Origin of the sequence: Streptomyces sp. NPDC085937, from assembly GCF_044540535.1 — a bacterium.
Classification (GTDB): domain Bacteria; phylum Actinomycetota; class Actinomycetes; order Streptomycetales; family Streptomycetaceae; genus Streptomyces.
This window is the reverse complement of record NZ_JBITSH010000012.1, coordinates 68,140-94,955: the sequence shown is the minus strand read 5'-3', so window position 1 is coordinate 94,955 and position 26,816 is coordinate 68,140. Positions and strand designations below refer to the sequence as shown.

The following is a 26,816-nucleotide window of genomic DNA, read 5'->3' as shown; positions in this document are numbered from 1 at the left end:
AAAGAACGTCAGCGAACCTTGGTGTGAGGTAACCCACAGGAGTGGTGTGACCCCCTTCCTCCGGGTGATGTGTCCGATCCGCCCCTTGACCCGCGCGGGCCGCGACGCGCAGTCCGGTTGATTGACCGGAACGGACCGTGGACTAAAGTGACGCGAAGCGGGAGGCGAGACCGCCCGCCGCTGTGACTTCCCCGGATCCCCCGGCCACGACCAGGGGATCTCCCGCGTGCGCGGCGCGTACGTACGGCTCGGCCTCCCCCCGCCGCCGCCCGGCCGACGCCTCCGGCGCCGGCCGCCCCCTCACCCGGGGAGGGCGGGAACCCGGCAGTGCGTGAGCGCCGTGCCGGAATTGAGAGGGCCTCTTGAGCCAGCGACACGTCCCGGTGATGCTCCAGCGGTGCCTGGACCTGTTGGCACCCGCCCTGGAGCGGCCGGGAGCGGTGGTGGTCGACTGCACGCTGGGCCTCGGCGGCCACAGCGAGGCACTGCTCACCCGCTTCCCCGAGGCGCGGCTCGTCGCCCTCGACCGCGACAAGGAGGCGCTGCGCCTGTCCGGCGAGCGGCTCGCCCCCTTCGGCGAGCGGGCCACCCTGGTGCACGCCGTCTACGACGAGCTCCCCGACGTCCTCGACCGCCTCGGCATCGCACGCGTCCAGGGCGTCCTGTTCGACCTCGGGGTGTCCTCCATGCAGCTCGACGAGGCCGGCCGCGGCTTCGCCTACGCCCAGGACGCCCCCCTCGACATGCGCATGGACCAGACGACCGGCGTCAGCGCCGCCGAGGTCCTCAACACCTACCCGCCCGGCGAACTCGTCCGCATCCTGCGCGCCTACGGCGAGGAGAAGCAGGCCAAGCGGATCGTCGCCGCGGTCGTGCGGGAGCGCGAGAAGGAGCCGTTCGACAACAGCGCCCGTCTGGTCGAACTGATCCGTGACGCGCTGCCCCAGGCGGCCAAGCGCACCGGCGGCAACCCGGCCAAGCGCACCTTCCAGGCACTGCGCATCGAGGTCAACGGCGAGCTGTCGGTGCTGGAGCGGGCCGTCCCGGCGGCCGTGAAGGCCCTCGACGTCGGCGGACGCATCGCCGTGCTGTCGTACCACTCCCTGGAGGACCGGCTGGTCAAGCAGGTGTTCGCGGCGGGCGCCGCCACCACCGCCCCGCCCGGGCTGCCGGTCGTCCCCGAGCAGTACCAGCCGCGGCTCAAGCTGCTCACGCGCGGTGCCGAACTTCCCACCGAGGAGGAGATCGCCGAGAACCGCCGCGCGGCCCCCGCGCGGCTGCGCGGCGCGCAGCGGATCCGGGAGGACGTGGAGTGAGGCGGCCGCGGTGAGGCACCGGCCGGACCCGAGGGCGGGTGACGGCCGGGCGGACGGGCGGGACGAGCGAACTCAGGGGAGCGTGAGTGAGTAGGAAACCCGAACTGAAGGGGCGGCCCGAGCTGCGGGGGAGAGCGGCCCGGCTCGCGCACCTGTTGCCCACCGGCCGTGCCCAGGCGGCCCGCACCCCCTTCGTCCTGCTCGTGGTCCTGCTCCTCGGCGGCGGCCTGATCGGCCTGCTGGTGCTGAACTCCGCGCTCAGCGAGGGCGCGTTCCGGCTCGACGACCTCCAGCGCGAGACCAAGGAACTCACGGACGAGGAGCAGGCCCTGCAGCGAGACATCGACGCCTACTCCGCCCCCGACGCCCTCCAGCGCCGCGCCCGCGAGCTGGGCATGGTGCCCGGCGGCGACCCCGCCTTCCTCGGCCCCGACGGCAAGGTCAAGGGCGTGCCCAGCGAGGTTTCCGGCGCACGCGCCCCCCTGGTCCTCGCCCCCGAGGCGCTGGCCACGGCGACGGCCCCGCCTCCCGCCTCGGCGTCCGCCCCCCGTTCCCCGCACACAACGACCCCCGGCAGGTGACGGAAGTGTCCGACAGGGAACCGCCCCGCCGCCGGGTGCCCGGACCCGCCCGGCCCGTCCGTCCGGCCGCCCGCGGCCGCACCGGCCCCGGCGCCCGTCCGGCCCGCCGGCCCGGCGGGCCGCGCCCCGGCGCCCCGAAGGTCATCCGGCTGGGCAGCCCGCGCCCCCGGCTGCGCCTGGTCGGCGTGGGCCTCACCCTCGTCATGCTCGCCTTCGTCGTCCGCCTGTTCCAGGTCCAGGCCGTCGACGCGAGCACCTACGCCGGCAAGGCCGAGCGCAACCGCTACGTGGGCCAGGTGCTGGCCGCCGAACGCGGTGAGATCACCGACCGCAACGGCGTGGCCCTCGCCACCAGCGAGGACGCCTACGACATCACCGCCGACCCCACGATGTTCGCGCCGGACGAGCTGAAGGTCACCGACGGCCCCGAACAGGCCGCCGCCCTGCTCGCCCCGATCCTCGGCGCCGACCAGGAGGAACTCGTCCGCAAGCTGCGCCCGGACAACCCGTCCCTGCGCTACGTGAAACTGGCCGGCCGGCAGACCCCGCAGGTCTGGAAGCAGATCAAGGACCTCAGGGCGGCCCTGGCGAAGAAGGCCGAGACCGACCCGTCCACCGTCAACGCGCTGGCCGGCGTCTTCTCCGTGCCGACCAGCAAGCGGGTGTACCCGAACAACGAGCTCGCCGCCGGGATACTGGGCTGGGTCAACGCCGAGGGCAAGGGCAGCGGCGGCGTGGAGCTGCAACTGGAGAAGCGGCTGGCCGGCGAGGACGGCAAGATCCGCTATGCCCAGTCCGGCGGCCGTCTGGTCCCCACCGCGGGCTCCACGGAGACCCCGGCGGTGCCCGGCAGCGACATCGAGCTCACCATCGACCGCGACATCCAGTGGGCCGCGCAGAACGCCATCAGCAAGCAGGTGGAGGAGTCCGCGGCCGACCGCGGTTACGTCATCGTGCAGGACACCCGCACCGGTGAGGTTCTCGCGATGGCCAACGCCCCCGGCTTCGACCCCAACGACCTGTCCGAGGCCGACCCGAAGACGCTCGGCAACGCGGCCCTCCAGGACGCCTTCGAACCGGGCTCCACGGCCAAGGTGCTGTCCATGGCGGCCGTCCTCGAGGAGGAAGCCGCCACTCCCGGGACCCATGTCGTGGTGCCCAACCGGCTGCACCGCGGCGACCGGCTGTTCAAGGACGACATCGACCACCCGACCTGGTACCTGACCCTCAACGGCGTCCTCGCCAAGTCCAGCAACATCGGCACCATCCTCGCCACCGGGCAGCTAGGCAAGACCCAGGGGCAGGCCAACAAGGTGCTGTACGACTACCTGCGCAGGTTCGGGCTGGGCAGCCACACCGGGCTGGGCTTCCCCGGCGAGACCAAGGGCATCCTGGCCCCGCCGGACGACTGGTCCACCTCGCAGCAGTACACGATCCCTTTCGGCCAGGGCGTCTCCATCAACGCGATGCAGGCCGCGTCCGTCTACTCGACCATCGCCAACGGCGGCGTCCGCGTCGAACCCACCCTCGTGCGCGGGTCGAAGGGAGCCGACGGACGCTTCACCCCCGCACCGAAGCCCAAGGAGACCCGCGTCGTCAGCGAGAAGACGGCGAAGACCCTCGCGCGGATGCTGGAGTCGGTCGTCGACGACGAGGAGGGAACCGGAACCAAGGCGCGCATCCCGGGCTACCGGGTCGCGGGCAAGACGGGTACGGCGAACCGCGTGGATCCGGCCACCGGCAAGTACCACGGCTACACCTCGTCCTTCGCCGGGTTCGCGCCCGCCGACAAGCCCCGGGTCACCGTCTACTGCGTCATCCAGAACGCCACCCAGGGCAGCTACTTCGGCGGCCAGATCTGCGGCCCCGTCTTCAAGCAGGTCATGGAGTTCTCCCTGAAGACCCTCCAGGTGCCCCCCACCGGCGCCGCCCCCGCCGCCCTTCCGGTCACCTACCAGCCCTGACCCCCGTACCGAGCACCGAGCCACCAGGAACCACCTCGTGACAACGATCACCCCCGACCCCGGGAACCAGCGCACCCCCCGCCCCTCACTTGGCCCACCGGCCGGTACGCCCGGTACGCTCACCGCCGTGCCACACGCTGATCAGTCCCAAACCACCCAGAAGGGCCAACCCGTGACATATCCGGGACCGCCCCGTCCGGACCGGGTCTCCGCCACGACCCTCGTGGAACTCGCCGGTCAGCTGGGTGTTCCCGCTCCGGAGCAGACCGCCGAGGTCACGGGCATCACCCACGACTCGCGCGCCGTCCGCCCCGGCGACCTGTACGCCGCGCTGCCGGGCGCCCGCGTCCACGGCGCCGACTTCGTCACCCAGGCCGCGGGTCTCGGCGCTGCCGCCGTGCTGACCGACCCGGCCGGCGCCGAACGCGTCGCCGCGACCGGGCTGCCCGCGCTGGTCGTGGACGACCCGCGGGCCCGGATGGGCGAACTGGCCGCCACGATCTACGGCGACCCCGGCCGCGACCTGCTCCAGATCGGCATCACGGGCACCTCCGGCAAGACCACCACCGCCTACCTCGTCGAGGGCGGTCTGCGGACCGTCCGCAGCACGGGGCTGATCGGCACGGTCGAGATGCGCATCGGCGACGAGCGCATCAAGTCCGAGCGCACCACGCCCGAGGCCACCGACCTCCAGGCGCTGTTCGCGGTGATGCGCGAGCGCGGCACCGACGCGGTCGCCATGGAGGTCTCCAGCCACGCCCTGGTCCTCGGCCGGGTCGACGGCTGCGTCTTCGACATCGCCGTCTTCACCAACCTCAGCCCGGAGCACATGGAGTTCCACTCCGGGATGGAGGACTACTTCCAGGCCAAGGCACAGCTGTTCACCCCGGCCCGCAGCCGGCTCGGCGTGGTCAACGCCGACGACGAGTACGGCCGCCGCCTGGTCAAGGAGGCCGGCGTCCCGGTCGTCACCTACTCCGCCGAGGGGCACCCGGACGCCGACTGGCGTGCCGAGGACGTCCAGGTCGGCCCGCTGGACTCCACGTTCACCGTGGTCGGCCCCAAGGGCGAGCGGATCACCGCCCGTTCGCCGCTGCCGGGCCCCTTCAACGTGGCCAACTCCCTGGCCGCGATCGTCGCGCTGGCCGCCGCCGGACTCGACCCGCAGGCCGCCGCCGACGGCGTGGCCGCCGTGCCGGGCGTGCCCGGCCGTCTGGAGCGCGTCGACGAGGGCCAGCCCTACCTCGCGGTCGTGGACTACGCCCACAAGACGGACGCCGTGGAGTCGGTGCTGCGCGCCCTGCGCAAGGTGACCGAGGGGCGGGTGCACATCGTGCTCGGCTGCGGCGGCGACCGTGACGTCACCAAGCGGGAACCGATGGGCGCCGCCGCCGCGCGGCTCGCCGACACCGCCGTACTGACCTCCGACAACCCCCGCTCCGAGGACCCGCTGGCGATCCTCGCCGCCATGCTGCTGGGCGCGGCCTCGGTGCCCGCCCACCAGCGCGGCGAGGTCCAGGTCTTCGAGGACCGGGCCGCCGCGATCGCCGCAGCCGTCGCCCGGGCCGAGCCCGGCGACACCGTGCTGGTCGCCGGCAAGGGCCACGAGCTGGGACAGGACATCGCCGGGGTGGTGCGTCCCTTCGACGACCGCCAGGTGCTTCGCGAAGCCATCAAGAAGACCCAGGGATGAACTTGTGATCGCCCTCTCCCTCGCCGAGATCGCAGAAGTCGTCGGCGGGCAGACGCACGACATACCGGACCCTGCCGTCCGGGTCACCGGTGAGGTGGTCCGGGACTCGCGGGAAGCGGGCCCGGGCAGCCTCTTCGTCGCCTTCGTCGGCGAGCGCGTGGACGGCCACGACTACGCGGCCCAGGTCGTCGAGGCGGGCGCGGTCGCCGTGCTCGCCTCCCGGCCGGTCGGCGTCCCCGCGATCGTCGTGGAGGACGTCCAGGCCGCCCTGGGCGCCCTCGCCCGGCACGTCGTCCGACGGCTCGGCGCCACCCTCGTCGCCCTCACCGGCTCGGCCGGCAAGACCAGCACCAAGGACCTCATCGCCCAGGTGCTGCGGAGCAAGGCGCCGACCGTCTTCACCCCCGGCTCCCTCAACAACGAGATCGGGCTGCCGCTGACCGCGCTCACCGCCACCGAGGAGACGAAGTTCCTCGTGCTGGAGATGGGGGCGCGCGGCATCGGCCACATCCGCTACCTCACAGGTCTGACACCGCCGAGGATCGGCCTCGTGCTGAACGTCGGCTCCGCCCACATCGGCGAGTTCGGCGGGCGCGAGCAGATCGCCCAGGCCAAGGGCGAACTCGTGGAGGCCCTGCCCCCGGCCGAGGAGGGCGGTGTCGCGGTCCTCAACGCGGACGACCCCTACGTCCGGGCGATGGCCTCCCGTACGAAGGCGAAGGTGATCCTTTTCGGAGAGTCCGGCGAAGCGGACGTCTCCGCCGAGAACGTGCGACTCACGGACAGCGGACAGCCCTCCTTCAGGCTTCACACACCCTCCGGTGCATGCGATGTGACCATGCGCCTGTACGGTGAGCATCACGTGTCGAACGCGCTCGCCGCGGCCGCCGTCGCCCACGAGTTGGGCATGTCCGCAGACGAGATCGCCCGTGCGCTCTCCGAGGCGGGCTCCCTCTCCCGCTGGCGCATGGAGGTCACCGAGCGACCGGACGGCGTGACGGTCGTCAACGACGCCTACAACGCGAACCCCGAGTCCATGAAGGCCGCGCTGCGCGCGCTGGCGGCGATGGGCAACGGGCGTCGTACGTGGGCGGTGCTCGGCAAGATGGCCGAGCTCGGGGACGAGGCGCTCGCCGAGCACGACGCGGTCGGACGGCTCGCCGTCCGGCTCAACGTCAGCAAGCTCGTCGCGGTCGGGGGCAGGGAAGCCGCCTGGCTGCAACTGGGCGCATATAACGAGGGTTCGTGGGGTGAGGAGTCGGTGCACGTGTCCGACGCACAGGCGGCGGTCGATCTGTTGCGCAGCGAATTGCGCCCGGGGGATGTCGTACTCGTGAAGGCGTCCCGTTCGGTCGGGCTCGAGAGCGTGGCGCAGGCGCTGCTCGAGACCGGTGCCGAGGGTGAGGTCTCCGCCCGATGATGAATCAGATCCTGTTCGCAGGAGTCATTGGCCTCTTCCTGACCCTGGTCGGCACCCCGCTGCTGATCAAGCTGCTCGCCCGCAAGGGATACGGGCAGTACATCCGTGACGACGGCCCGCGCGAGCACGCCAGCAAGCGCGGTACGCCGACCATGGGCGGTATCGCCTTCATCCTGGCGACGGTCGCCGCCTACTTCCTGTCCAAGGTGATCACCGGCAAACCCCCCACGTTCTCCGGGCTGCTGGTGCTCGGCCTCATGGTGGGCATGGGCATGGTCGGCTTCCTCGACGACTACATCAAGATCGTCAAGCGGCGTTCGCTGGGCCTGCGGGCCAAGGCGAAGATGGCCGGCCAGCTGATCGTCGGCATCGCCTTCGCGGTGCTCTCGCTGCAGTTCGCGGACTCCCGCGGGCAGACCCCGGCCTCCACCAAGCTGTCGTTCATCACCGACTTCGGCTGGACCATCGGCCCGGTGCTGTTCGTGGTCTGGGCGCTGTTCATGATCCTCGCCATGTCCAACGGCGTGAACCTCACCGACGGTCTGGACGGCCTCGCCACCGGCGCCTCCGTCCTGGTCTTCGGCGCCTACACCTTCATCGGCGTCTGGCAGTTCCAGGAGTCCTGCGCCAACGGCGACACCCTGACCAACCCGGGCGCCTGCTACGAGGTGCGCGACCCGCTGGACCTCGCGGTGGTCTCCTCCGCCCTGATGGGCGCCTGCCTGGGCTTCCTGTGGTGGAACACCTCCCCGGCCAAGATCTTCATGGGCGACACCGGTTCGCTGGCGCTCGGCGGTGTGCTCGCGGGCCTGGCGATCTGCTCCCGCACCGAGCTGCTGCTCGCCATCCTCGGCGGCCTGTTCGTCCTCATCACGATGTCGGTGGTCATCCAGGTCGGTTCGTTCCGGCTCACCGGGAAACGCGTCTTCCGGATGGCGCCACTCCAGCACCACTTCGAACTCAAAGGCTGGTCCGAAGTCCTCGTGGTGGTCCGCTTCTGGATCATCCAGGGCATCTGCGTGATCGTCGGACTGGGCCTCTTCTACGCGGGATGGGCAGCGGACAAGTGACCGACTGGCAGGGCAAGCACGTCACCGTCGCCGGACTCGGCGTCTCGGGTGTCCCGGCGGCCAGGGCGCTGCACGGACTCGGCGCGAAGGTCACCGTCGTCAACGACGGCGACGACGCCCGCGCACGCGAGCAGGCGGCGGAACTGGAGGCGCTCGGTGTCACCGTCCGCCTCGGCGACGGCGACACCCTGCCCGACGGCACCGAGCTGATCGTCACCGCCCCCGGCTGGAAGCCGGACAAGCCGCTGTTCGCGGCGGCGGACGCGGCCGGCGTGCCGGTGTGGGGCGACGTCGAACTCGCCTGGCGGCTCAGGAAGCCCGGCGCGGCCGACTGGCTCGCGGTCACCGGCACCAACGGCAAGACCACCACGGTGCAGATGCTCGCCGCCATCCTGGAGGCGGCGGGCCTGCGCACCGCCGCCGTGGGCAACATCGGCGTCTCCCTCCTCGACGCGGTGCTCGGCGACGAGGAGTACGACGTGCTCGCCGTGGAGCTGTCCAGCTACCAGCTCCACTGGGCGCCCTCCCTGCGCGCCCACTCCGCCGCCGTCCTCAACCTGGCGCCCGACCACCTCGACTGGCACGGCTCCATGGAGGCGTACGCCAAGGACAAGGGCCGCATCTACGAGGGCAACCGGATCGCCTGCGTCTACAACACGGCCGACAAGGCCACCGAGGACCTGGTCCGCGAGGCCGCCGTCGAGGAGGGCTGTCGCGCGGTCGGCTTCACCCTCGGAACCCCCGGCCCCTCCCAACTCGGCGTCGTCGAGGGCATCCTGGTCGACCGCGCCTTCGTGGAGAACCGGCACAAGAACGCCCAGGAGCTCGCCGAGGTCGCCGACGTGAAGCCGGCCGCCCCGCACAACATCGCCAACGCCCTTGCCGCTGCGGCCCTCGCGCGCGCCTACGGGGTGCCCGCGAACGCCGTACGGGACGGACTGCGGGCCTTCACCCCGGACGCCCACCGCATCGCGCACGTCGCCGACCTGGACGGCGTGGCCTACGTGGACGACTCCAAGGCCACCAACACCCATGCCGCGCAGGCCTCGTTGGCCGCGTACGACTCCGTGGTGTGGATCGCGGGCGGACTCGCCAAGGGCGCCACCTTCGACGAACTCGTCGCGGACGCGGCGAAGCGGCTGCGCGGCGCCGTACTGATCGGCCGGGACCGCGAGCTGATCCGCGAAGCCCTGGCGCGACACGCCCCCGAGGTACCCGTCGTCGACCTCGACCGGACCGACACTGGGGCGATGCTCGAGGCGGTCCAGGAGGCGCGGCGGCTCGCACGCCCCGGTGACACGGTGCTGCTGGCACCGGCCTGCGCCTCGATGGACATGTTCGCCAACTACAACAAGCGCGGTGACGCGTTCGCCCAGGCGGTGCGCGAGCTCGGCGCCTGACCCCGGCCGCCCCGGCGCCGGGCGACCTTGGGAGGGACGCGTGGGACCGTCCAGGACCTGTTGGCCGGCGTACCGCGGAGGTCGTGATGTCCAGTAGTCGTACCGGCCGGCCGCCCGTCCAGCGGGCCGCCCGGCGCCCCGCCGCGCCCCGCCCGCCGCGCGAGAACCCGGTGCGCACCGCGGTCACCCGGGCGCGCAGGGCCTGGGACCGGCCGCTGACCGCCTACTACGTGATCCTCGGCGGCAGTCTGCTGATCACCGTGCTGGGTCTGGTGATGGTCTACTCGGCCTCCCAGATCACGGCGCTGCAGATGTCGCTGCCCGGTTCGTACTTCTTCCGCAAGCAGCTGCTGGCCGCGGTCATCGGCGGCGTACTGCTGCTGGTGGCCTCACGGATGCCGGTGAAGCTGCACCGGGCGCTCGCCTATCCCATCCTCGCGGGGGCCGTCTTCCTGATGGCCCTGGTGCAGGTGCCGGGGATAGGGGTCGCGGTCAACGGCAACCAGAACTGGCTCTCCCTCGGCGGCAGCTTCCAGCTCCAGCCCAGCGAGTTCGGCAAGCTGGCGCTGGTGCTGTGGGGCGCCGACCTGCTCGCGCGCAAACAGGACAAGCGGCTGCTGACCCAGTGGAAGCACATGCTGGTGCCGCTGGTGCCGGCCGCCTTCATGCTGCTGGGGCTCATCATGCTCGGCGGCGACATGGGCACCGCGATCATCCTCACCGCGATCCTCTTCGGCCTGCTGTGGCTGGCCGGAGCGCCCACCCGGCTGTTCGTCGGGGTGCTGTCGATCGCCGCGCTGCTCGGCGCGATCCTGATCCGCACCAGTCCCAACCGCATGGCCCGGCTCGCCTGCCTGGGCGCCACCGAGCCCCAGACGGGACCGGTCGACTGCTGGCAGGCCGTGCACGGCATCTACGCCCTCGCCTCCGGCGGGATCTTCGGCTCCGGGCTCGGGGCGAGTCTGGAAAAATGGGGCGAACTGCCCGAAGCGCACACGGACTTCATCTTCGCCGTCACCGGTGAGGAACTGGGCCTGGCGGGGACGCTGTCGGTGCTCGCCCTGTTCGCGGCTCTAGGCTATGCGGGTATCCGCGTGGCCGGACGCACGGAGGACCCCTTCGTCAGGTATGCCGCGGGAGGCGTGACCACCTGGATCACGGCGCAGGCCGTGATCAACATCGGTGCGGTGCTCGGTCTGCTGCCGATCGCCGGTGTCCCGCTCCCGCTGTTCTCCTACGGCGGGTCCGCCCTGCTGCCGACCATGTTCGCCATCGGGTTGCTGATCGCCTTCGCGCGTGAGGACCCCGCTGCGCGGATGGCGCTTGCGATGCGGCAACCCCGCTTTGGTAAAAAGCGGATCGGGGGTCCTCGGCGGCCCCGGAGATGGAACACGATGCGACGGCGTGCCCCGGGGGCGCGTACGTCCGGAGAGCGGTGAATTTCGGTGCATGTCGTACTCGCCGGCGGAGGAACCGCGGGCCACATCGAGCCCGCGCTCGCCCTCGCGGACGCCCTGCGCAGGCAGGATCCGACCGTGGGCATCACGGCCCTGGGCACGGAGCGCGGCCTGGAGACCCGTCTCGTACCCGAGCGCGGGTACGAACTGGCGCTGATCCCCGCCGTACCGTTGCCACGCAAGCCCACCCCCGAGCTGATCACCGTCCCGGGCCGGCTGCGCGGCACCATCAAGGCCACCGAGCAGATCCTGGAGCGCACCCGGGCCGACGCCGTGGTCGGCTTCGGCGGCTACGTCGCCCTGCCCGGCTACCTCGCGGCCAAGCGTCTCGGGGTGCCGATCGTGGTGCACGAGGCCAACGCCCGCCCCGGCCTGGCCAACAAGATCGGCTCCCGGTACGCGGCGCAGGTCGCCGTCTCCACCCCGGACAGCAAGCTCCGCAACTCCCGTTACATCGGCATCCCGCTGCGCCGCTCCGTCGCCACCCTGGACCGTGCCGCCGTGCGCCCCGAGGCGCGCGCCGCGTTCGGTCTCGACCCCAACCTGCCGACCCTGCTGGTCTCCGGCGGTTCGCAGGGCGCCCGCCGGCTCAACGAGGTGGTGCAGCAGGTCGCTCCGTGGCTGCAGCAGGCCGGCATCCAGATCCTGCACGCGGTCGGCCCGAAGAACGAACTGCCGCAGGTGCAGCAGATGCCGGGCATGCCCCCCTACATCCCGGTAAGTTACCTGGACCGGATGGACCTCGCGTACGCGGCGGCGGACATGATGCTCTGCCGCGCGGGCGCGATGACCGTCGCCGAACTCTCCGCCGTCGGACTCCCGGCCGCCTACGTCCCGCTGCCCATCGGCAACGGCGAACAGCGGCTCAACGCCCAGCCGGTGGTCAAGGCCGGCGGCGGACTGCTGGTCGACGACGCGGAACTGACGCCGGAGTGGATCCAGCAGAACGTGCTGCCCGTGCTCGCCGACCCGCACCGGCTGTACGAGATGTCCCGCGCCGCCGCCGAGTTCGGCCGCCGGGACGCCGACGACCTGCTCGTCGGCATGGTGTACGAGGCGATCGCCGCCCGTGCCCGCAGCTAGAGGCATGTGACGGAAGGCAGGGAGCGTGGCCGGATCGACGACCGCCGAGCGCGGTGAACGCAAGCGGGAGTCGTCCGGCCCGCCGCCCGTACGAGCCGTACGCCGACGGCGTCTTCGTCTGATCATCGCATCGGCGGTCGTGCTGGTGTTCCTCGGCAGCGGCACCTTCTGGCTGCTCTACGGATCGGACCTGGTCCGCGTGGAGCGCGTCGCGGTGTCGGGGACCGACGTCCTGACGGCCGATCAGGTGCGTGAGGCGGCCGACGTTCCCCTCGGCGAACAGCTCGTCTCGGTGGACACCGGGGCGATCGAGAAGCGGGCCGCGGAGAAACTGCCCCGGATCGACACCATCGACGTGATCCGGTCCTGGCCGGACGAGATCAAGCTGAACGTCACGGAGCGCACCCCCGTCCTCCTCGTCCACCAGGGCGGGAAGTTCGTCGAAGTGGACGACGACGGCGTGCGGTTCGCCACGGTCGACAAGGCGCCCAAGGGGGTGCCCGCCCTGGAACTGGACATCTCCCGGACCGGTTCCGCGGCGGCCAGCCACCGGCGCTTCGGTGAGGACCGACTGGTGCGCGAGGCGGTACGCGTGGCCGGCGCCGTCCCCGAATCCCTGATCCCCGACACCCGGAGCGTCAAGGTCCGTTCCTACGACGACATCTCGCTGGAACTGACCGACGGCCGTACGGTCGACTGGGGAAGCAGCGAGAAGGGTAAGCGTAAGGGCCGCGCACTCACCGCGCTGATGAAAGCGGAGCCCGGTGCGCGGCACTTCGACGTCAGCGTTCCCAGCGCCCCCGCGTCATCGGGGAGTTGACGCACATCAGCGCAGGCCAGCACCCTGGTTGGGCAGCGACACGGCTGATCACATAGGGTGAAAAGAAAAACGGGAGGTTCGGCGTGTTCGTTGAACGTGCGCCACGTGTCGACTTAGTGTCCTGTTCAGAAGACTCCAGGGAACAGACACACTGGTAACCCTAAACTTCAACGTTAGGGTTCGGGTCGGCGATACGGGCCGTCCCATTCGGCATCAGTCGTCGCAGCGCGGGGCAGCAAGTGCTCCGGCGCTTCGGCGACACGTAACTCGAGGCGAGAGGCCTTCGACGTGGCAGCACCGCAGAACTACCTCGCAGTCATCAAAGTCATCGGTGTCGGCGGCGGTGGTGTCAATGCCATCAACCGGATGATCGAGGTCGGTCTCAAGGGCGTCGAGTTCATCGCCATCAACACGGACGCGCAGGCGCTGTTGATGAGCGACGCCGACGTCAAGCTCGACGTCGGCCGTGAACTCACCCGCGGACTCGGCGCCGGAGCGAACCCGGCCGTCGGCCGCAAGGCCGCCGAGGACCACCGCGAGGAGATCGAGGAGGTCCTCAAGGGGGCCGACATGGTCTTCGTGACGGCCGGTGAAGGCGGCGGCACCGGCACCGGCGGCGCGCCCGTCGTGGCCAACATCGCCCGCTCGCTCGGTGCCCTCACCATCGGCGTGGTCACGCGCCCGTTCACCTTCGAGGGACGGCGCCGCGCGAACCAGGCCGAGGACGGCATCGCGGAGCTCCGCGAAGAGGTCGACACCCTCATCGTGATCCCCAACGACCGGCTGCTGTCCATCTCGGACCGCCAGGTATCGGTCCTCGACGCCTTCAAGTCGGCCGACCAGGTCCTGCTCTCCGGTGTCCAGGGCATCACCGACCTCATCACCACCCCCGGTCTCATCAACCTCGACTTCGCCGACGTCAAGTCGGTCATGTCGGAGGCCGGTTCGGCCCTCATGGGCATCGGTTCGGCCCGCGGCGACGACCGCGCGGTGGCAGCCGCCGAGATGGCCATCTCCTCCCCGCTGCTCGAGGCGTCCATCGACGGCGCCCGCGGTGTGCTGCTCTCCATCTCCGGCGGCTCCGACCTCGGCCTGTTCGAGATCAACGAGGCCGCCCAGCTGGTCAGCGAGGCCGCCCACCCCGAGGCCAACATCATCTTCGGCGCGGTCATCGACGACGCCCTCGGCGACGAGGTGCGGGTCACCGTCATCGCCGCCGGCTTCGACGGCGGGCAGCCGCCCGCCAAGCGGGACAACGTCCTCGGCTCCTCCTCGGTCAAGCGTGAGGAGCCCGCCCCGGCGGGCCGGCAGGAGAGCCGGCCCTCCTTCGGTTCGCTCGGCAGCGTCACGCCGAAGGAGGACCCCGAGCCGGTGCCGTCGCCCGAGCCGGTGGCCGACATCCCGGCCGTCCAGCCGCCGGTCCCGCCGTCCCGGAGCTACGACAGCGCGGCCGAGGAACTGGATGTCCCGGACTTCCTGAAGTGATAGGACAGCGCGAACACGTGAGCGGCGCGCACTTCGGCTTCACCGACCGGTGGGGCGGGGTGAGCGCCGCTCCGTACGAGGAGCTCAATCTCGGCGGCGCGGTGGGGGACGACCCCGCGGCCGTACGCGCCAACCGGGACCTGGCCGCCAAGGAACTCGGCGTCGACCCGGCCCGCGTGGTCTGGATGAACCAGGTGCACGGGGCCGACGCGGTCGTCGTCGACGAGCCGTGGGGCGACCGTCCGGTGCCCGAGGTGGACGCGATCGTCACCGCCCGGCGCGGACTCGCCCTGGCGGTGCTCACCGCCGACTGCGTGCCGGTGCTGCTCGCCGACCCCGTCGCGGGTGTCGTGGCCGCGGCCCACGCGGGCCGGCCCGGACTGGTCGCCGGGGTCGTCCCCGCCGCCGTACGGGCCATGACGGAACGGGGCGCCGACCCGGCCCGGATCGTCGCCCGCACCGGGCCCGCCGTGTGCGGCCGGTGCTACGAGGTGCCGGAGGACATGCGCGCCGACGTGGCCGAGGTCGAGCCGGCGGCGTACGCCGAGACCGGCTGGGGCACCCCGGCGGTCGACGTCGTCGCGGGTGTGCACGCGCAACTCGACCGGCTCGGCGTGTCCGACCGGGAGCGGTCGCCCGTGTGCACCCGGGAGTCGGACGATCACTTCTCGTACCGCCGCGACCGCACCACGGGGCGGCTCGCGGGCTATGTGTGGCTGGACTGATGGGGCATGACGGACCGTAAGGGCGAACTCGCCACGAACCTGGCGAAGGTGGAGGAGCGGATCACCGCCGCGTGCGAGGCCGCCGGTCGCGGACGCGACGAGGTGACCCTGATCGTGGTCACCAAGACCTGGCCCGCGAGCGACGTACGCATCCTCTCCGGACTCGGAGTCCGGCACGTCGCCGAGAACCGCGACCAGGACGCCGCCCCGAAGGCGGCGGCTTGCGGGGATCTGCCCCTTTCCTGGCATTTCGTCGGTCAACTTCAGACCAACAAGGTGCGTTCGGTGGTCGGTTATGCCGATGTGGTGCAGTCCGTCGACCGCGCCAAGCTGGTGTCGGCCCTCTCCAAAGAGGCCGTCCGGGCCGGGCGCGAGGTCGGCTGCCTGATCCAGGTGGCCTTCGACGCCGGTGTCGGCGGCCGGGGCGAACGCGGAGGCGTGGCGCCGGGCGGCGTCGCGGAGTTGGCCGACCTGGTGGCCGGTGCCGAAGGGCTGCGGCTCGACGGACTGATGACCGTCGCGCCGCTCACCGGGGAGTACGCCGGACGCCAACAGGCGGCGTTCGAGCGGTTGATGGATTTGTCGACCGACCTGCGCCGGACCCATCCGACTGCGAACATGGTCTCGGCAGGGATGAGTGCGGACCTCGAACAGGCCGTGGCCGCCGGAGCGACACATGTGCGCGTCGGCAGTGCGGTACTCGGAGTCCGCCCCAGGCTCGGGTAACGTCGCCAAGAAGTCGGACCACAGCAGAAAATATGGTCATTTCCGCCCAACGGCGGAACAAGGACCCAGTGGATCGCGGGCACTTGGCGGTCGTCAGCGGATCCACCACAGAGCGGAGGACTCGGAGCATGGCCGGCGCGATGCGCAAGATGGCGGTCTACCTCGGCCTCGTGGAGGACGATGGGTACGACGGCCGCGGATTCGACCCAGACGACGATTTCGAACCGGAACTCGACCCGGAGCCGGAGCGGGACCACCGGCGGCACGAGCCGTCCCATCAGTCCCACGGCGCACATCAGCCCCAAAGGGACGAAGAGGTACGAGTCGTCCACCCTCCCGCGCCACGCGAACCGGTGTCCCGTGCCGCTTCGCTGCCCGCGGAATCGCCACGCCCGGCGCGGATCGCGCCCGTGGCATCCATCACACAAGAACGCGCCAGCCTGGAGAAGAACGCACCGGTGATCATGCCCAAGGTCGTGTCGGAACGAGAGCCTTACCGGATCACCACACTTCACCCCCGGACCTACAACGAGGCCCGTACCATCGGGGAACACTTCCGTGAGGGCACCCCGGTGATCATGAATCTGACGGAGATGGATGACACGGACGCGAAGCGACTTGTCGACTTTGCGGCAGGTTTGGTGTTTGGTCTTCACGGCAGTATCGAGCGGGTGACGCAGAAGGTGTTCCTGTTGTCGCCTGCTAACGTCGATGTCACGGCGGAGGACAAGGCCCGCATCGCAGAGGGCGGGTTCTTCAACCAGAGCTGAGACGCAGGACCGGACAAGAGCGGTACAGGGGAGAGGGAAAAGCAGGCCATGAGCGTGTTCGCGCAGGTGATCTACATCGCGCTGATGGTGTTCCTCATCGTGCTGATCTTCCGTTTGGTCATGGATTATGTGTTCCAGTTCGCCCGCTCGTGGCAACCCGGCAAGGCGATGGTGGTCGTCCTGGAGGCCACCTACACTGTCACCGATCCACCGCTGAAGCTTCTGCGGCGGTTCATCCCGCCGCTGCGTCTCGGGGGCGTGGCGCTCGACCTGTCCTTCTTCGTACTGATGATCATCGTCTACATCCTGATCTCGATCGTGGGCAATCTCGCGAGGTGACTGTGGACGATACGGTCTTGCCGACTGCCGATGACTACGTTGAGGTGAAGAGATGCCGTTGACCCCCGAGGACGTGCGGAACAAGCAGTTCACGACCGTCCGCCTCCGAGAAGGCTATGACGAGGACGAGGTCGATGCCTTCCTCGACGAGGTCGAAGCCGAACTGACGCGCCTGCTCCGCGAGAACGAGGACCTGCGCGCCAAGCTGGCCGCGGCCACGCGCGCCGCTGCCCAGAACCAGCAGAACATGCGCAAGCCCCCGGAGCCGCAGGACCAGCAGCAACAGCAGGGTCCGCCTCCGGGCATGCCCCAGCAGGGCATGCGAGGTCCCGGCGCTCCCGTGCCCGCCGGCATATCGGGCCCCCCGCAGCAGCAGATGGGTGGCCCCATGGGTGGCCCGCCCCAGCTGCCGAGCGGTGCTCCCCAGCTGCCCGCCGGCCCCGGCGGACAGGGCGGCCCGCAGGGTCCCGGCCCCATGGGTCAGGGTCCCGGGCCGATGGGCCAGGGCGGCCCGATGCAGGGGCAGATGGGCCATGGCGGCCCGATGGGCGGTCCCATGGGTGGTCCTCCCGGACTTCCCGGTCAGCAGGGCGGCCCCGGTGGCGACAGCGCCGCGCGCGTCCTGTCGCTGGCCCAGCAGACCGCCGACCAGGCGATCGCGGAGGCCCGTTCCGAGGCCAACAAGATCGTGGGCGAGGCGCGTTCGCGTGCCGAGGGCCTCGAGCGTGACGCCCGTGCCAAGGCCGACGCCCTGGAGCGGGACGCGCAGGAGAAGCACCGCGTCGCGATGGGCTCCCTGGAGTCCGCCCGCGCCACGCTGGAGCGCAAGGTCGAGGACCTGCGCGGCTTCGAGCGCGAGTACCGCACGCGGCTGAAGTCCTACCTGGAGTCCCAGCTGCGCCAGCTGGAGACGCAGGCGGACGACTCGCTCGCCCCGCCGCGTCAGCCCGCGAGCGCCGCTCCGTCCCTCCCGCCGTCCCCGGCGCCCTCGATGGCTCCGGCCGGTGCCGGTGCCCCGTCCTACGGCGGCAACCAGGGCATGGGCGGCGGTCCCGGCGGACCGTCGGGCCCGTCGTACGGCGGCCAGCAGCAGATGCAGCCGGCGATGACCCAGCCCATGGCGCCGGTCCGTCCGCAGGGCCCGTCGCCGATGGGTCAGGCTCCCTCGCCGATGCGTGGCTTCCTGATCGACGAGGACGACAACTGACGGCCCCTGTGGCCATAGGTACGGCGTAGCAGTCGGCAGCGTTCAGGGCGGGGCCCCGGGTTCATCAACCCGGGGCCCCGCCCTTGTGCTACGCGTGTTCACGGTGTTTGCGTCGTTTGTTCGGCCACGACCGGCTTGTCCGACGTACGCAACGCCGAAGGCCCGGCCCCGGAGATTCTTCCGGGGGCCGGGCCTTCGGTTCGCCGGCCGGGTCCTACGCCTTGCGCAGACGGAAGGTCAGCGCCAGGCCCTCGTCGGTGAAGGGGGCTCCGTAGGTGTCGTCCGTCTCACCCTGGGCGAAGTCCGTGGCGAGCACCTCGTCGGCGATGAGGTCCGCGTGACCGGTCAGCGCGGCGACCGTGGCGGGTTCCTGTGACGTCCAGCGCAGGGCGATCCGGTCGGCCACGTCCAGGCCGCTGTTCTTGCGGGCCTCCTGGATCAGGCGGATCGCGTCGCGGGCCAGGCCCGCGCGGCGCAGTTCCTCGGTGATCTCCAGGTCCAGGGCGACCGTGGCACCGGAGTCGGACGCCACCGACCAGCCCTCGCGCGGGGTTTCCGTGATGATCACCTCGTCGGGGGAGAGGGTGATCGTCTCACCGTCGACCTCCACCGAGGCCGTGCCCTCGCGCAGGGCCGCGGACAGAGCGGCGGCGTCCGCGTTCGCGACGGCCTTGGCGACATCCTGGACCCGCTTGCCGAACCGCTTGCCGAGCGCGCGGAAGTTGGCCTTGGCCGTGGTGTCCACCAGCGAGCCGCCCACCTCGGACAGCAGCGCCAGGGACTCGACGTTCAGCTCCTCGGTGATCTGCGTGTGCAGCGCCGGGTCGAGGGAGTCGAAGCCGGCCGCGGCGATCAGCGCGCGGCGCAGCGGCTGACGGGTCTTGACGCCCGACTCGGCGCGGGTCGCCCGGCCCAGCTCCACCAGGCGGCGTACCAGCGCCATCTGCCGGGACAGCTCCGGGTCGACGGCGGACAGGTCCGCCTCGGGCCAGGAGGACAGGTGCACCGACTCGGGGGCGCCCGGGGTGACCGGGACGACCAGGTCCTGCCAGACCCGCTCGGTGATGAACGGGGTGAGCGGGGCCATGAGCTTGGTCACCGTCTCCACGACCTCGTGCAGGGTGCGCAGCGCGGCCTTGTCGCCCTGCCAGAAGCGGCGGCGGGAGCGGCGGACGTACCAGTTGGACAGGTCGTCGATGAACGCCGACAGCAGCTTGCCGGCCCGCTGGGTGTCGTAGTTCTCCAGCGCCTGGGTCACCTGGTCGGTGAGGGCGTGCAGTTCGGACAGCAGCCAGCGGTCCAGCACCGGACGCTCGGCCGGCGCCGGGTCGGCCTCACTCGGCGCCCAGTCCGACGTACGGGCGTACAGGGCCTGGAAGGCGACCGTGTTCCAGTACGTCAGGAGGGTCTTGCGGACGACCTCCTGGATGGTGCCGTGGCCCACACGGCGGGCCGCCCACGGCGAACCGCCGGCCGCCATGAACCAGCGGACCGCGTCGGCGCCGTGCTGGTCCATCAGCGGGATCGGCTGCAGGATGTTGCCCAGGTGCTTGGACATCTTGCGGCCGTCCTCGGCGAGGATGTGGCCGAGGCAGACGACGTTCTCGTAGGAGGACTTGTCGAAGACCAGGGTGCCGATCGCCATCAGCGTGTAGAACCAGCCGCGGGTCTGGTCGATGGCCTCGGAGATGAACTGCGCGGGGTACCGGGACTCGAAGAGTTCCTTGTTCTTGTACGGGTAGCCCCACTGCGCGAACGGCATGGAGCCCGAGTCGTACCAGGCGTCGATGACCTCGGGCACGCGGGTGGCCGTGGTGCCGCAGCCGTCCTGCGGGCAGGTGAAGGTGACCTCGTCGATGAACGGGCGGTGCGGGTCGAGCCCCGACTGGTCGGTGCCGGTCAGCTCGCTCAGCTCGGTCAGCGAGCCGACGCAGGTGAGGTGGTCGTTCTCGCAGCGCCAGATGGGCAGCGGGGTGCCCCAGTAGCGGTTGCGGGACAGCGCCCAGTCGATGTTGTTGTTCAGCCAGTCGCCGTAGCGGCCGTGCTTGACCGTGTCCGGGAACCAGTTGGTGTTCTCGTTCTCCTGGAGCAGACGGTCCTTGATGGCCGTGGTGCGGACGTACCACGACGGCTGCGCGTAGTAGAGCAGCGCGGTGTGGCAGCGCCAGCAGTGCGGGTAGCTGTGCTCGTACGGGACGTGCCTGAACAGCAGGCCGCGCTGCTGGAGGTCCTCGGTGAGCTGCTCGTCGGCCTTCTTGAAGAACACCCCGCCGACGAGCGGCAGGTCCTCCTCGAAGGTGCCGTCGGGGCGCACCGGGTTGACCACCGGCAGCCCGTAGGAGCGGCAGACCTTGAGGTCGTCCTCACCGAAGGCGGGGGACTGGTGGACCAGACCCGTGCCGTCCTCGGTGGTGACGTACTCGGCGTTCACCACGTAGTGGGCGGGCTCGGAGAACTCGACCAGCTCGAAGGGGCGCCGGTACGTCCAGCGCTCCATCTCGGCGCCGGTGAACGTCTCTCCGGTGGTCTCCCAGCCCTCACCGAGCGCCTTCCCGACCAGCGGCTCGGCGACGACCAGCTTCTCCTCGCCGTCGGTCGCGACGACGTAGGTGACGTCGGGGTGCGCGGCGACCGCGGTGTTGGACACCAGGGTCCACGGGGTCGTCGTCCACACCAGCAGGGCCGCCTCGCCGGCCAGCGGGCCGGAGGTCAGCGGGAAGCGGACGTAGACCGACGGGTCGACGACCGTCTCGTAGCCCTGTGCCAGCTCGTGGTCGGACAGGCCGGTGCCGCAGCGGGGGCACCAGGGGGCGACGCGGTGGTCCTGGACCAGCAGGCCCTTGTTGAAGATCTCCTTCAGCGACCACCAGACGGACTGGACGTACTCCGGGTCCATGGTGCGGTAGGCCTCGTCGAGGTCGACCCAGTACCCCATGCGGGTCGTCAGCTCGGAGAAGGCGTCGGTGTGCCGGGTCACCGACTCACGGCACTTGGCGTTGAACTCGGCGATGCCGTACGCCTCGATGTCCTGCTTGCCGGAGAAGCCGAGCTCCTTCTCGACGGCGAGCTCCACCGGGAGGCCGTGGCAGTCCCAGCCGGCCTTGCGGGCCACGTGGTAACCGCGCATGGTCCGGAAGCGGGGGAAGACGTCCTTGAAGACGCGCGCCTCGATGTGGTGGGCGCCGGGCATGCCGTTGGCGGTGGGCGGACCCTCGTAGAACACCCACTCGGGGCGTCCCTCGGACTGCTCCAGGCTCTTGGCGAAGATCTTCTGCTCGTCCCAGAACTTGAGCACCGTGTGCTCGAGGGCGGGCAGGTCGACCTGCGCGGGTACCTGGCGATACGTCGGCGTTGTCATCAGCGGGCTTCCTCCGGCGGACTTGCTGCCTTCCGTCCGGAGGGACGAGAGCTGTGTCTCCACGCCGCCGTCGGCGCGCTCCCGCGGTACCACCCTCCTTGGCTCCCGGCCGAACGCTCCGGTGAGCCCCCTCATTGGGGTCGCGATGCCGGTTCTACTCGCCGCGACCGCGGCTTTCCTCCGGCGGCTCCGGGGTGATATTCACGTCGCGCTCGCCCCCGGGCTCACACCGTCCCCGGGTCGCTCTGGGCTGCGTACGCCGCTACTCGTCCCCATCCACGCTTTTCGCTCCGCCCAGTGTACGGCGCGGCGCGCAGAGCCGACCACGTTTCCCGGGACGGTAGTACGGGAGGACATGCCTCGAATGGTGCGATACGTCTGTTCGGATACCGGGACGTCCGTGCGGGCGGCATACCCGGCGGGTAGCTGGGCACAACGCATGCAGGTCGCCGCGCGGCGTCCGCGGAGTGTGGCGATCGGGCGGTGCGCCCCGTTGCCGCGGGCCCCGAGTCGATTTATCGTCCCAGCACGATTTGCGCGCAAGATCACAATATGTGAAGGGGCCGCGGCCATGATGGCGAAGAAGGCGACGGGTGCCGAGACGCATGCCGGGGGCCGGAGGAGTGCGGTGTCCGACGCGGCCGGGGGCGGCGGGGCGGCGGCCGCGAGCGGCGCGGGGACGAAGAAGGCCACGGCGAAGGCGACGGACGCCGGGGCCGCCAGGACGAAGGCCGCGGCCGGGAAGGGCACGGGGGCGAAGGCGGCGGCGTCGAAGAAGGCAGGAACGGCGGGGAAGGCGGGGACGGCGGGGAAGAGCACGACGGCCGCCGGGAAGACGGGACGGGCCACGGCGAAGAAGGCCGCCGGGAAGGACCCGGAGCACGAGGAGGCAATCGCGGGGACCGCCGGCGGGGACGCGGACGCCCGAGGGGGCGACCGCGAGGGGAACGGCGCTGCCAGGACCAGTGGGTCCACCCAGGATGTGGCCGGGCACAGCACGGCCGATGACGCGGACGCGGCAGAGGCCGCGGCGCAGACGGGAGTGACGACGGTGGGTGCGAAGAAGACTCCTGGCCCGGCGGCCACAGCGGCGGCGACCGCCGTGCCCAAGGCCCGGCACGTGGCGGTGGAGCCGGGCGAGCTCGCGGTCCGTCCCGGTGAGGACCCGTGGACCGAGGCGGAGGTCGAGGAGGCGCGGGCCGAGCTGATGTCGGAGGTGCTGCGGCTGCGCGAGGAGATCAGCTCCTCCGAGCGGTCGCTGGCCGGTCTGATGCGGGACTCCGGCGACGGCGCGGGCGACGACGACGCCGACACCGGCACCAAGAACATCACGCGCGAGCACGAACTCGCCCTCGCCGCGAACGCGCGCGAGATGCTCAGCCAGTTCGAGCGGGCGCTCCAGCGTCTCGACGCGGGCACCTACGGCCTGTGCGAGAACTGCGGCAAACCCATCGGCAAGGCCCGGATGCAGGCCTTCCCGAGGGCCACCCTGTGCGTCGAGTGCAAGCAGAAGCAGGAGCGCCGGTACTGAAGGGCGGCCGCGCAGGTCGTGCCGTACCCTCGTCCTCAGTCAAGGACCTAGGCTGAGGGACTCACGTGGCAGAGGCGGAGCGCATCATCGGTACGCCGGACACCCCGGACGCGGACCGGGACGGGCAGGACCGGGACGAGCAGGACCGGGTCCGTCCGGACCGCGGCGGGCAGGAGCCGGCCGGTACCGACGGGACGGCGGCGGAGACCGGGCGGCCCCGCGGCAAGCGGCGGATCGCCGTGCTGTTCGCCGTCGCCGTCGTCGCCTACCTCCTCGACCTGGTCAGCAAGATGATCGTGGTGGCCGAACTGGAGCACCACGAGCCGGTCGAGATCATCGGGGACTGGCTGCGCTTCGAGGCGATCCGCAACGCGGGCGCGGCCTTCGGCTTCGGCGAGGCCTTCACCGTGATCTTCACGGTGATCGCCGCCGCCGTGATCGTGGTGATCATCCGCCTCGCCCGCAAGCTCTACAGCCTGCCCTGGGCGATCGCGCTCGGTCTGCTGCTGGGCGGCGCCCTCGGCAACCTCACCGACCGGATCTTCCGCTCGCCGGGCGTCTTCAAGGGCGCGGTCGTCGACTTCATCGCACCCAAGCACTTCGCGGTGTTCAACCTGGCCGACTCGGCGATCGTGTGCGGCGGCATCCTCATCGTGCTGCTGTCCTTCCGGGGCCTCGACCCGGACGGCACCGTCCACAAGGACTGAGCCCCGGTACCAGGCGCCGGTACCGGGCCCCGGTGCTCCCTCCCGTACGGGAGTACCGGAGCCGTCCGGCATACTCGACGGGTGAGCACGATTCCCGAGATCCGCACCCTGCCCGTGCCCGACGGCCTGGAGGGCGAGCGCGTCGACGCCGCCATCTCCCGCATGTTCGGCTTCTCCCGCACCAAGGCCGCCGAGCTCGCCGCCGCGGGGAAGGTCATGGTCGACGGGTCGGTGGTCGGCAAGTCCGAGCGGGTCAGCGGCGGTGCCTGGCTCGAGGTGGAGATGCCGCAGGCGCCGGCCCCTGTGCAGGTCGTCGCCGAGCCGGTCGAGGGCATGGAGATCGTCCACGACGACGACGACGTGGTCGTGATCGTCAAGCCCGTCGGGGTCGCCGCCCACCCCTCCCCGGGCTGGACCGGCCCGACCGTGATCGGCGGGCTGGCCGCCGCCGGGTACCGCATCTCGACCTCCGGCGCCGCCGAGCGTCAGGGCATCGTGCACCGCCTCGACGTGGGCACCTCGGGCCTGATGGTCGTCGCCAAGTCCGAGTACGCCTACACGTCCCTGAAGCGCCAGTTCAAGGAGCGCACGGTCGACAAGCGCTACCACACCCTGGTCCAGGGCCACCCCGACCCGACCAGCGGGACCATCGACGCGCCGATCGGCCGCCACCCGCAGCACGACTACAAGTGGGCGGTCACCGCCGAGGGCAAGCCGTCGGTCACGCACTACGACCTGATCGAGGCCTTCCGCGCCGCGTCCCTGCTCGACGTCAAGCTGGAGACCGGCCGCACCCACCAGATCCGCGTGCACATGGCCGCCCACCGGCACCCCTGCGTCGGCGACTTGACCTACGGCGCCGACCCCACGCTCGCCAAGCGGCTCCGCCTCACCCGCCAGTGGCTGCACGCGGTGCGCCTCGGCTTCGAGCACCCCGGCGACGGCCAGTGGGCCGAGTTCTCCTGCGACTACCCCGACGACCTGCGGCAGGCGCTCGACCAGGTCCGCGAGGAGACCTACGCATGAGCCCCGCCGTCACGGTCCGGGTGGCGGAGGACCCGGCCGACCGCGAGGCCTGCTTCGCGGTCCGCAAGGAGGTCTTCGTCGCCGAACAGGGCGTGCCCGAGGACATCGAGTACGACGCCCATGACGCGGACGCCGTGCACGTGCTCGCCGTCGCGGACGACGGCACCCCGCTCGGCACCGGACGTCTGCTGCACGGCGCCGCCGCCGCGGCGAAGACGGGCGGCGACCCGTCGGTCGGATCCCTCGGCCGGCTCGCGGTCCTCCGGCGGGCGCGCGGGCTCGGGGTCGGCGCGGCACTCGTGCGGGCCGTCGAGCGGGCGGCCCGGGACCACGGGCTCACCGCCGTCGACCTGCACGCCCAGACCCACGCCCTCGGCTTCTACGAGCGTCTCGGCTACGAGGCCTACGGGCCCGAGTTCCCGGACGCCGGCATGCCGCACCGGGCCATGCGGCGCGCGCTGTAGCCGGGCGCCGGTGACCGCGCCGGTGGTTCCGGGCATGGCAGGCTGGAGATCACCCGACCGACCGTCGACCTCCCGGGAGCGGTGACCGTGGACCAGCTGGCCCTGCTGTTCGCCCTGTTGCTCGGGGCTGTGGTGAGCGTCCCCGTGGGCGAGCGGCTGAAACTGCCGGCGCCGGTGCTGATGACGGTGTTCGGGATCGTGCTGGCGCTGCTGAACTTCGTGCCGAACGTCGACGTCCCGCCCGAACTGATCCTGCCACTGCTGCTGCCGCCCCTGCTCTACGCCGCCGTGCGCCGCACCTCCTGGCGGCAGTTCGCGGCGAACGTCCGGCCGATCCTGCTGCTGGCCGTGGCGCTGGTCTTCGTCACCACCTTCTGCGTCGCCGCTGTCGCCCACGCGATCGTGCCGGGGCTGCCGCTGGCCGCCGCCGTCGCCCTCGGCGCGCTCGTCGCCCCGCCCGACCCGGTGGCGGCGACCGCCGTCGCGGGCAAGCTGGGGCTGCCGCGCCGCCTGGTGTCGATCCTGGAGGGCGAGGGGCTGTTCAACGACGTCACGGCCATCGTGCTCTACCACGTGGCCGTGGCCGCCGCCGTGAGCGGAACCTTCTCGCCCTGGTCGGCCGGTCTGGACCTGGTGCTGTCGGCGGTGGTGGCGGTCGCCGTCGGGCTGGTGCTCGGCTGGGCCACCAACAAGGCGATGGACCTGCTCGGCGACCCGACCCTGCAGGTCGCCCTGACCCTGCTGGTGCCGTTCGCCGCGTACGTCCTCGCCGAGGAGCTGCACGGCTCGGGCGTCCTCGGGGTGCTCGTCACCGCCCTGTTCCTCGTGGAGTACGCCACCGACGCCGACGACGTCATGGCCCGGCTCGCCGGACACACCTTCTGGGACATCGTGGACACCCTCGTCACCGGGGTGGCGTTCGGGCTGGTCGGCCTGGAACTGCACAACGCGGTGCAGACCGCGTCCGGCCACTGGGCCGAGCTGCTCGGCTGGTCGGGTGCGGTCGTCGGGGTCGTCGTCCTGGTCCGGCTGGCCTGGCTGCTGCCGGCGACCTGGCTGACCAAGCGGATGCACACCGAACGGGACGTCGGCGAGGACATCCCGCTGAGCTGGCGCGAGAGCGTGGTGATGTGGTGGTCCGGGATGCGCGGGGTGGCGTCCGTCGCCCTGGCCCTCGCCATCCCGCTGGAGACCGACTCCGGCGCCGACTTCCCCGCCCGTGCGGAGATCATCTTCATCGCGTTCGGCGTGGTGCTGGGGACCTTGCTGGTGCAGGGGCTCACCCTGCCGTGGCTGGTGGGCAAGCTCGGGGTGCGCGGGGACACCGGCCGCGAGATGGAGCTGGAGCGTGAGCTCGCCGTCCGGGTGGCGAAGGCCGCCAAGCGCAGGCTGCGGGAGATCGAGGCCGCCGAGGACCTGCCGGAGGAGCTGTCCGAGCAGCTGCTGCGCCGGGCGTTCGACCTGGGGGTGCGGATCAGCCCGGACATGGCGGACGACGAACGGCGCGAGGCGACCCGGCAGCGGGCCAAGCGGCTGAAGAAGGTCCGGCGTATCGAGCACGAGATGCTGAGCGCCGCCCGGCACGAGGTGCTCAGCGCCCGCAGCGAGCCGGGCGCCGATCCCGAGGTGGTGGACCGGGTGCTGCGCCATCTGGACGTGCGCAGTCTGCGCTGA

At 71.3% G+C, this 26,816-nt stretch carries 22 protein-coding genes; 21 read left to right on the top strand and 1 reads right to left on the bottom strand.

Going from position 1 to position 26,816, the window contains the following annotated elements; translation table 11 throughout:
- The first annotated feature begins 362 nt into the window (after positions 1-362).
- From rsmH to ACIF8S_RS24310, 16 genes are all read left to right on the top strand, one after another.
- Positions 363-1,316 carry a 16S rRNA (cytosine(1402)-N(4))-methyltransferase RsmH gene (gene rsmH, locus ACIF8S_RS24385; RefSeq protein ID WP_261383798.1) on the top strand — a complete coding sequence of 318 codons (954 nt, stop codon included), beginning with the start codon at positions 363-365 and terminating at the stop codon, positions 1,314-1,316.
- 86 nt (positions 1,317-1,402) lie between these two features.
- Positions 1,403-1,897, top strand: coding sequence for a septum formation initiator family protein (locus ACIF8S_RS24380; RefSeq protein ID WP_400001698.1), 495 nt, complete (start codon positions 1,403-1,405; stop codon positions 1,895-1,897).
- Between the two features lie 5 nt (positions 1,898-1,902).
- On the top strand, positions 1,903-3,861 hold the full coding sequence (locus ACIF8S_RS24375) for a penicillin-binding protein 2 (RefSeq protein ID WP_349793570.1): 1,959 nt from the start codon (positions 1,903-1,905) through the stop codon (positions 3,859-3,861).
- 172 nt (positions 3,862-4,033) lie between these two features.
- Complete coding sequence (locus ACIF8S_RS24370; RefSeq protein ID WP_400001696.1) at positions 4,034-5,554, top strand: UDP-N-acetylmuramoyl-L-alanyl-D-glutamate--2,6-diaminopimelate ligase; 1,521 nt, start codon at positions 4,034-4,036, stop codon at positions 5,552-5,554.
- A gap of 4 nt (positions 5,555-5,558) precedes the next feature.
- Positions 5,559-6,974, top strand: a complete 1,416-nt coding sequence (gene murF, locus ACIF8S_RS24365) for a UDP-N-acetylmuramoyl-tripeptide--D-alanyl-D-alanine ligase (RefSeq protein WP_400001694.1) — start codon at positions 5,559-5,561, stop codon at positions 6,972-6,974.
- The gene (mraY, locus tag ACIF8S_RS24360) at positions 6,971-8,044 is read left to right on the top strand and encodes a phospho-N-acetylmuramoyl-pentapeptide-transferase (protein ID WP_024882559.1); all 1,074 of its coding nucleotides are present in this window, start codon (positions 6,971-6,973) and stop codon (positions 8,042-8,044) included. Before murF ends, mraY begins: the two co-directional genes overlap by 4 nt.
- Positions 8,026-9,444: a UDP-N-acetylmuramoyl-L-alanine--D-glutamate ligase gene (murD, locus tag ACIF8S_RS24355; RefSeq protein ID WP_400001692.1), complete on the top strand. Its 1,419-nt coding sequence runs from the start codon at positions 8,026-8,028 to the stop codon at positions 9,442-9,444. Before mraY ends, murD begins: the two co-directional genes overlap by 19 nt.
- Positions 9,445-9,530: 86 nt before the next feature.
- Positions 9,531-10,883, top strand: coding sequence for a putative lipid II flippase FtsW (ftsW, locus tag ACIF8S_RS24350; protein ID WP_400001691.1), 1,353 nt, complete (start codon positions 9,531-9,533; stop codon positions 10,881-10,883).
- A gap of 6 nt (positions 10,884-10,889) precedes the next feature.
- A complete protein-coding gene (murG, locus tag ACIF8S_RS24345; RefSeq protein WP_400001689.1) occupies positions 10,890-11,984 on the top strand; it encodes an undecaprenyldiphospho-muramoylpentapeptide beta-N-acetylglucosaminyltransferase in 1,095 nt (364 codons plus the stop codon).
- A gap of 25 nt (positions 11,985-12,009) precedes the next feature.
- Positions 12,010-12,804: a cell division protein FtsQ/DivIB gene (locus ACIF8S_RS24340; RefSeq protein ID WP_400001688.1), complete on the top strand. Its 795-nt coding sequence runs from the start codon at positions 12,010-12,012 to the stop codon at positions 12,802-12,804.
- Positions 12,805-13,092: 288 nt separating this feature from the next.
- Positions 13,093-14,289: a cell division protein FtsZ gene (gene ftsZ / locus ACIF8S_RS24335; protein WP_349793582.1), complete on the top strand. Its 1,197-nt coding sequence runs from the start codon at positions 13,093-13,095 to the stop codon at positions 14,287-14,289.
- Positions 14,286-15,014, top strand: coding sequence for a peptidoglycan editing factor PgeF (gene pgeF, locus ACIF8S_RS24330; protein WP_400001686.1), 729 nt, complete (start codon positions 14,286-14,288; stop codon positions 15,012-15,014). The genes ftsZ and pgeF overlap by 4 nt, the downstream gene beginning before the upstream one ends.
- Positions 15,015-15,020: 6 nt before the next feature.
- Complete coding sequence (locus tag ACIF8S_RS24325; protein ID WP_400001684.1) at positions 15,021-15,740, top strand: YggS family pyridoxal phosphate-dependent enzyme; 720 nt, start codon at positions 15,021-15,023, stop codon at positions 15,738-15,740.
- Positions 15,741-15,868: 128 nt separating this feature from the next.
- Positions 15,869-16,510 carry a cell division protein SepF gene (locus tag ACIF8S_RS24320; RefSeq protein WP_349793587.1) on the top strand — a complete coding sequence of 214 codons (642 nt, stop codon included), beginning with the start codon at positions 15,869-15,871 and terminating at the stop codon, positions 16,508-16,510.
- 48 nt (positions 16,511-16,558) lie between these two features.
- Complete coding sequence (locus tag ACIF8S_RS24315; RefSeq protein ID WP_004932337.1) at positions 16,559-16,849, top strand: YggT family protein; 291 nt, start codon at positions 16,559-16,561, stop codon at positions 16,847-16,849.
- 52 nt (positions 16,850-16,901) lie between these two features.
- A complete protein-coding gene (locus ACIF8S_RS24310) occupies positions 16,902-18,056 on the top strand; it encodes a DivIVA domain-containing protein (protein WP_400001682.1) in 1,155 nt (384 codons plus the stop codon).
- 214 nt (positions 18,057-18,270) lie between these two features.
- Here the strand turns inward: ACIF8S_RS24310 and ileS are convergent, their stop codons facing one another.
- Entirely contained in the window at positions 18,271-21,414 is a 3,144-nt protein-coding gene (ileS, locus tag ACIF8S_RS24305; RefSeq protein ID WP_400001680.1) for an isoleucine--tRNA ligase, read from the bottom strand.
- A gap of 574 nt (positions 21,415-21,988) precedes the next feature.
- On the opposite strand from ileS, the gene ACIF8S_RS24300 reads away from it, so the two are divergent.
- The 5 genes from ACIF8S_RS24300 to ACIF8S_RS24280 all read left to right on the top strand — a co-directional run bounded on the left by ACIF8S_RS24300 (position 21,989) and on the right by ACIF8S_RS24280 (position 26,816).
- Entirely contained in the window at positions 21,989-22,945 is a 957-nt protein-coding gene (locus tag ACIF8S_RS24300; RefSeq protein WP_400001881.1) for a TraR/DksA family transcriptional regulator, read from the top strand.
- A 65-nt stretch (positions 22,946-23,010) separates the two neighbouring features.
- Positions 23,011-23,652 carry a signal peptidase II gene (lspA, locus tag ACIF8S_RS24295; protein WP_400001678.1) on the top strand — a complete coding sequence of 214 codons (642 nt, stop codon included), beginning with the start codon at positions 23,011-23,013 and terminating at the stop codon, positions 23,650-23,652.
- An 81-nt stretch (positions 23,653-23,733) separates the two neighbouring features.
- Positions 23,734-24,678 (top strand): RluA family pseudouridine synthase, encoded by a 945-nt coding sequence (locus ACIF8S_RS24290; RefSeq protein ID WP_349793596.1) that lies wholly within the window; start codon positions 23,734-23,736, stop codon positions 24,676-24,678.
- A complete protein-coding gene (locus tag ACIF8S_RS24285) occupies positions 24,675-25,142 on the top strand; it encodes a GNAT family N-acetyltransferase (RefSeq protein WP_349793597.1) in 468 nt (155 codons plus the stop codon). Before ACIF8S_RS24290 ends, ACIF8S_RS24285 begins: the two co-directional genes overlap by 4 nt.
- Positions 25,143-25,223: 81 nt before the next feature.
- Positions 25,224-26,816, top strand: a complete 1,593-nt coding sequence (locus ACIF8S_RS24280; protein ID WP_400001675.1) for a Na+/H+ antiporter — start codon at positions 25,224-25,226, stop codon at positions 26,814-26,816.

Bases quoted from the DNA above. Each gene is read 5' to 3' on its own strand.
- mraY (WP_024882559.1), top strand. From the start codon at position 6,971: ATGATGAATCAGATCCTGTTCGCAGGAGTCATTGGCCTCTTCCTGACC.
- murD (WP_400001692.1), top strand. From the start codon at position 8,026: ATGGGCAGCGGACAAGTGACCGACTGGCAGGGCAAGCACGTCACCGTC.
- ftsW (WP_400001691.1), top strand. From the start codon at position 9,531: ATGTCCAGTAGTCGTACCGGCCGGCCGCCCGTCCAGCGGGCCGCCCGG.
- ACIF8S_RS24325 (WP_400001684.1), top strand. From the start codon at position 15,021: ATGACGGACCGTAAGGGCGAACTCGCCACGAACCTGGCGAAGGTGGAG.
- ACIF8S_RS24320 (WP_349793587.1), top strand. From the start codon at position 15,869: ATGGCCGGCGCGATGCGCAAGATGGCGGTCTACCTCGGCCTCGTGGAG.
- ACIF8S_RS24315 (WP_004932337.1), top strand. From the start codon at position 16,559: ATGAGCGTGTTCGCGCAGGTGATCTACATCGCGCTGATGGTGTTCCTC.
- ACIF8S_RS24310 (WP_400001682.1), top strand. From the start codon at position 16,902: ATGCCGTTGACCCCCGAGGACGTGCGGAACAAGCAGTTCACGACCGTC.
- ileS (WP_400001680.1), bottom strand. From the start codon at position 21,414: ATGACAACGCCGACGTATCGCCAGGTACCCGCGCAGGTCGACCTGCCC.
- ACIF8S_RS24300 (WP_400001881.1), top strand. From the start codon at position 21,989: ATGGCGAAGAAGGCGACGGGTGCCGAGACGCATGCCGGGGGCCGGAGG.
- ACIF8S_RS24285 (WP_349793597.1), top strand. From the start codon at position 24,675: ATGAGCCCCGCCGTCACGGTCCGGGTGGCGGAGGACCCGGCCGACCGC.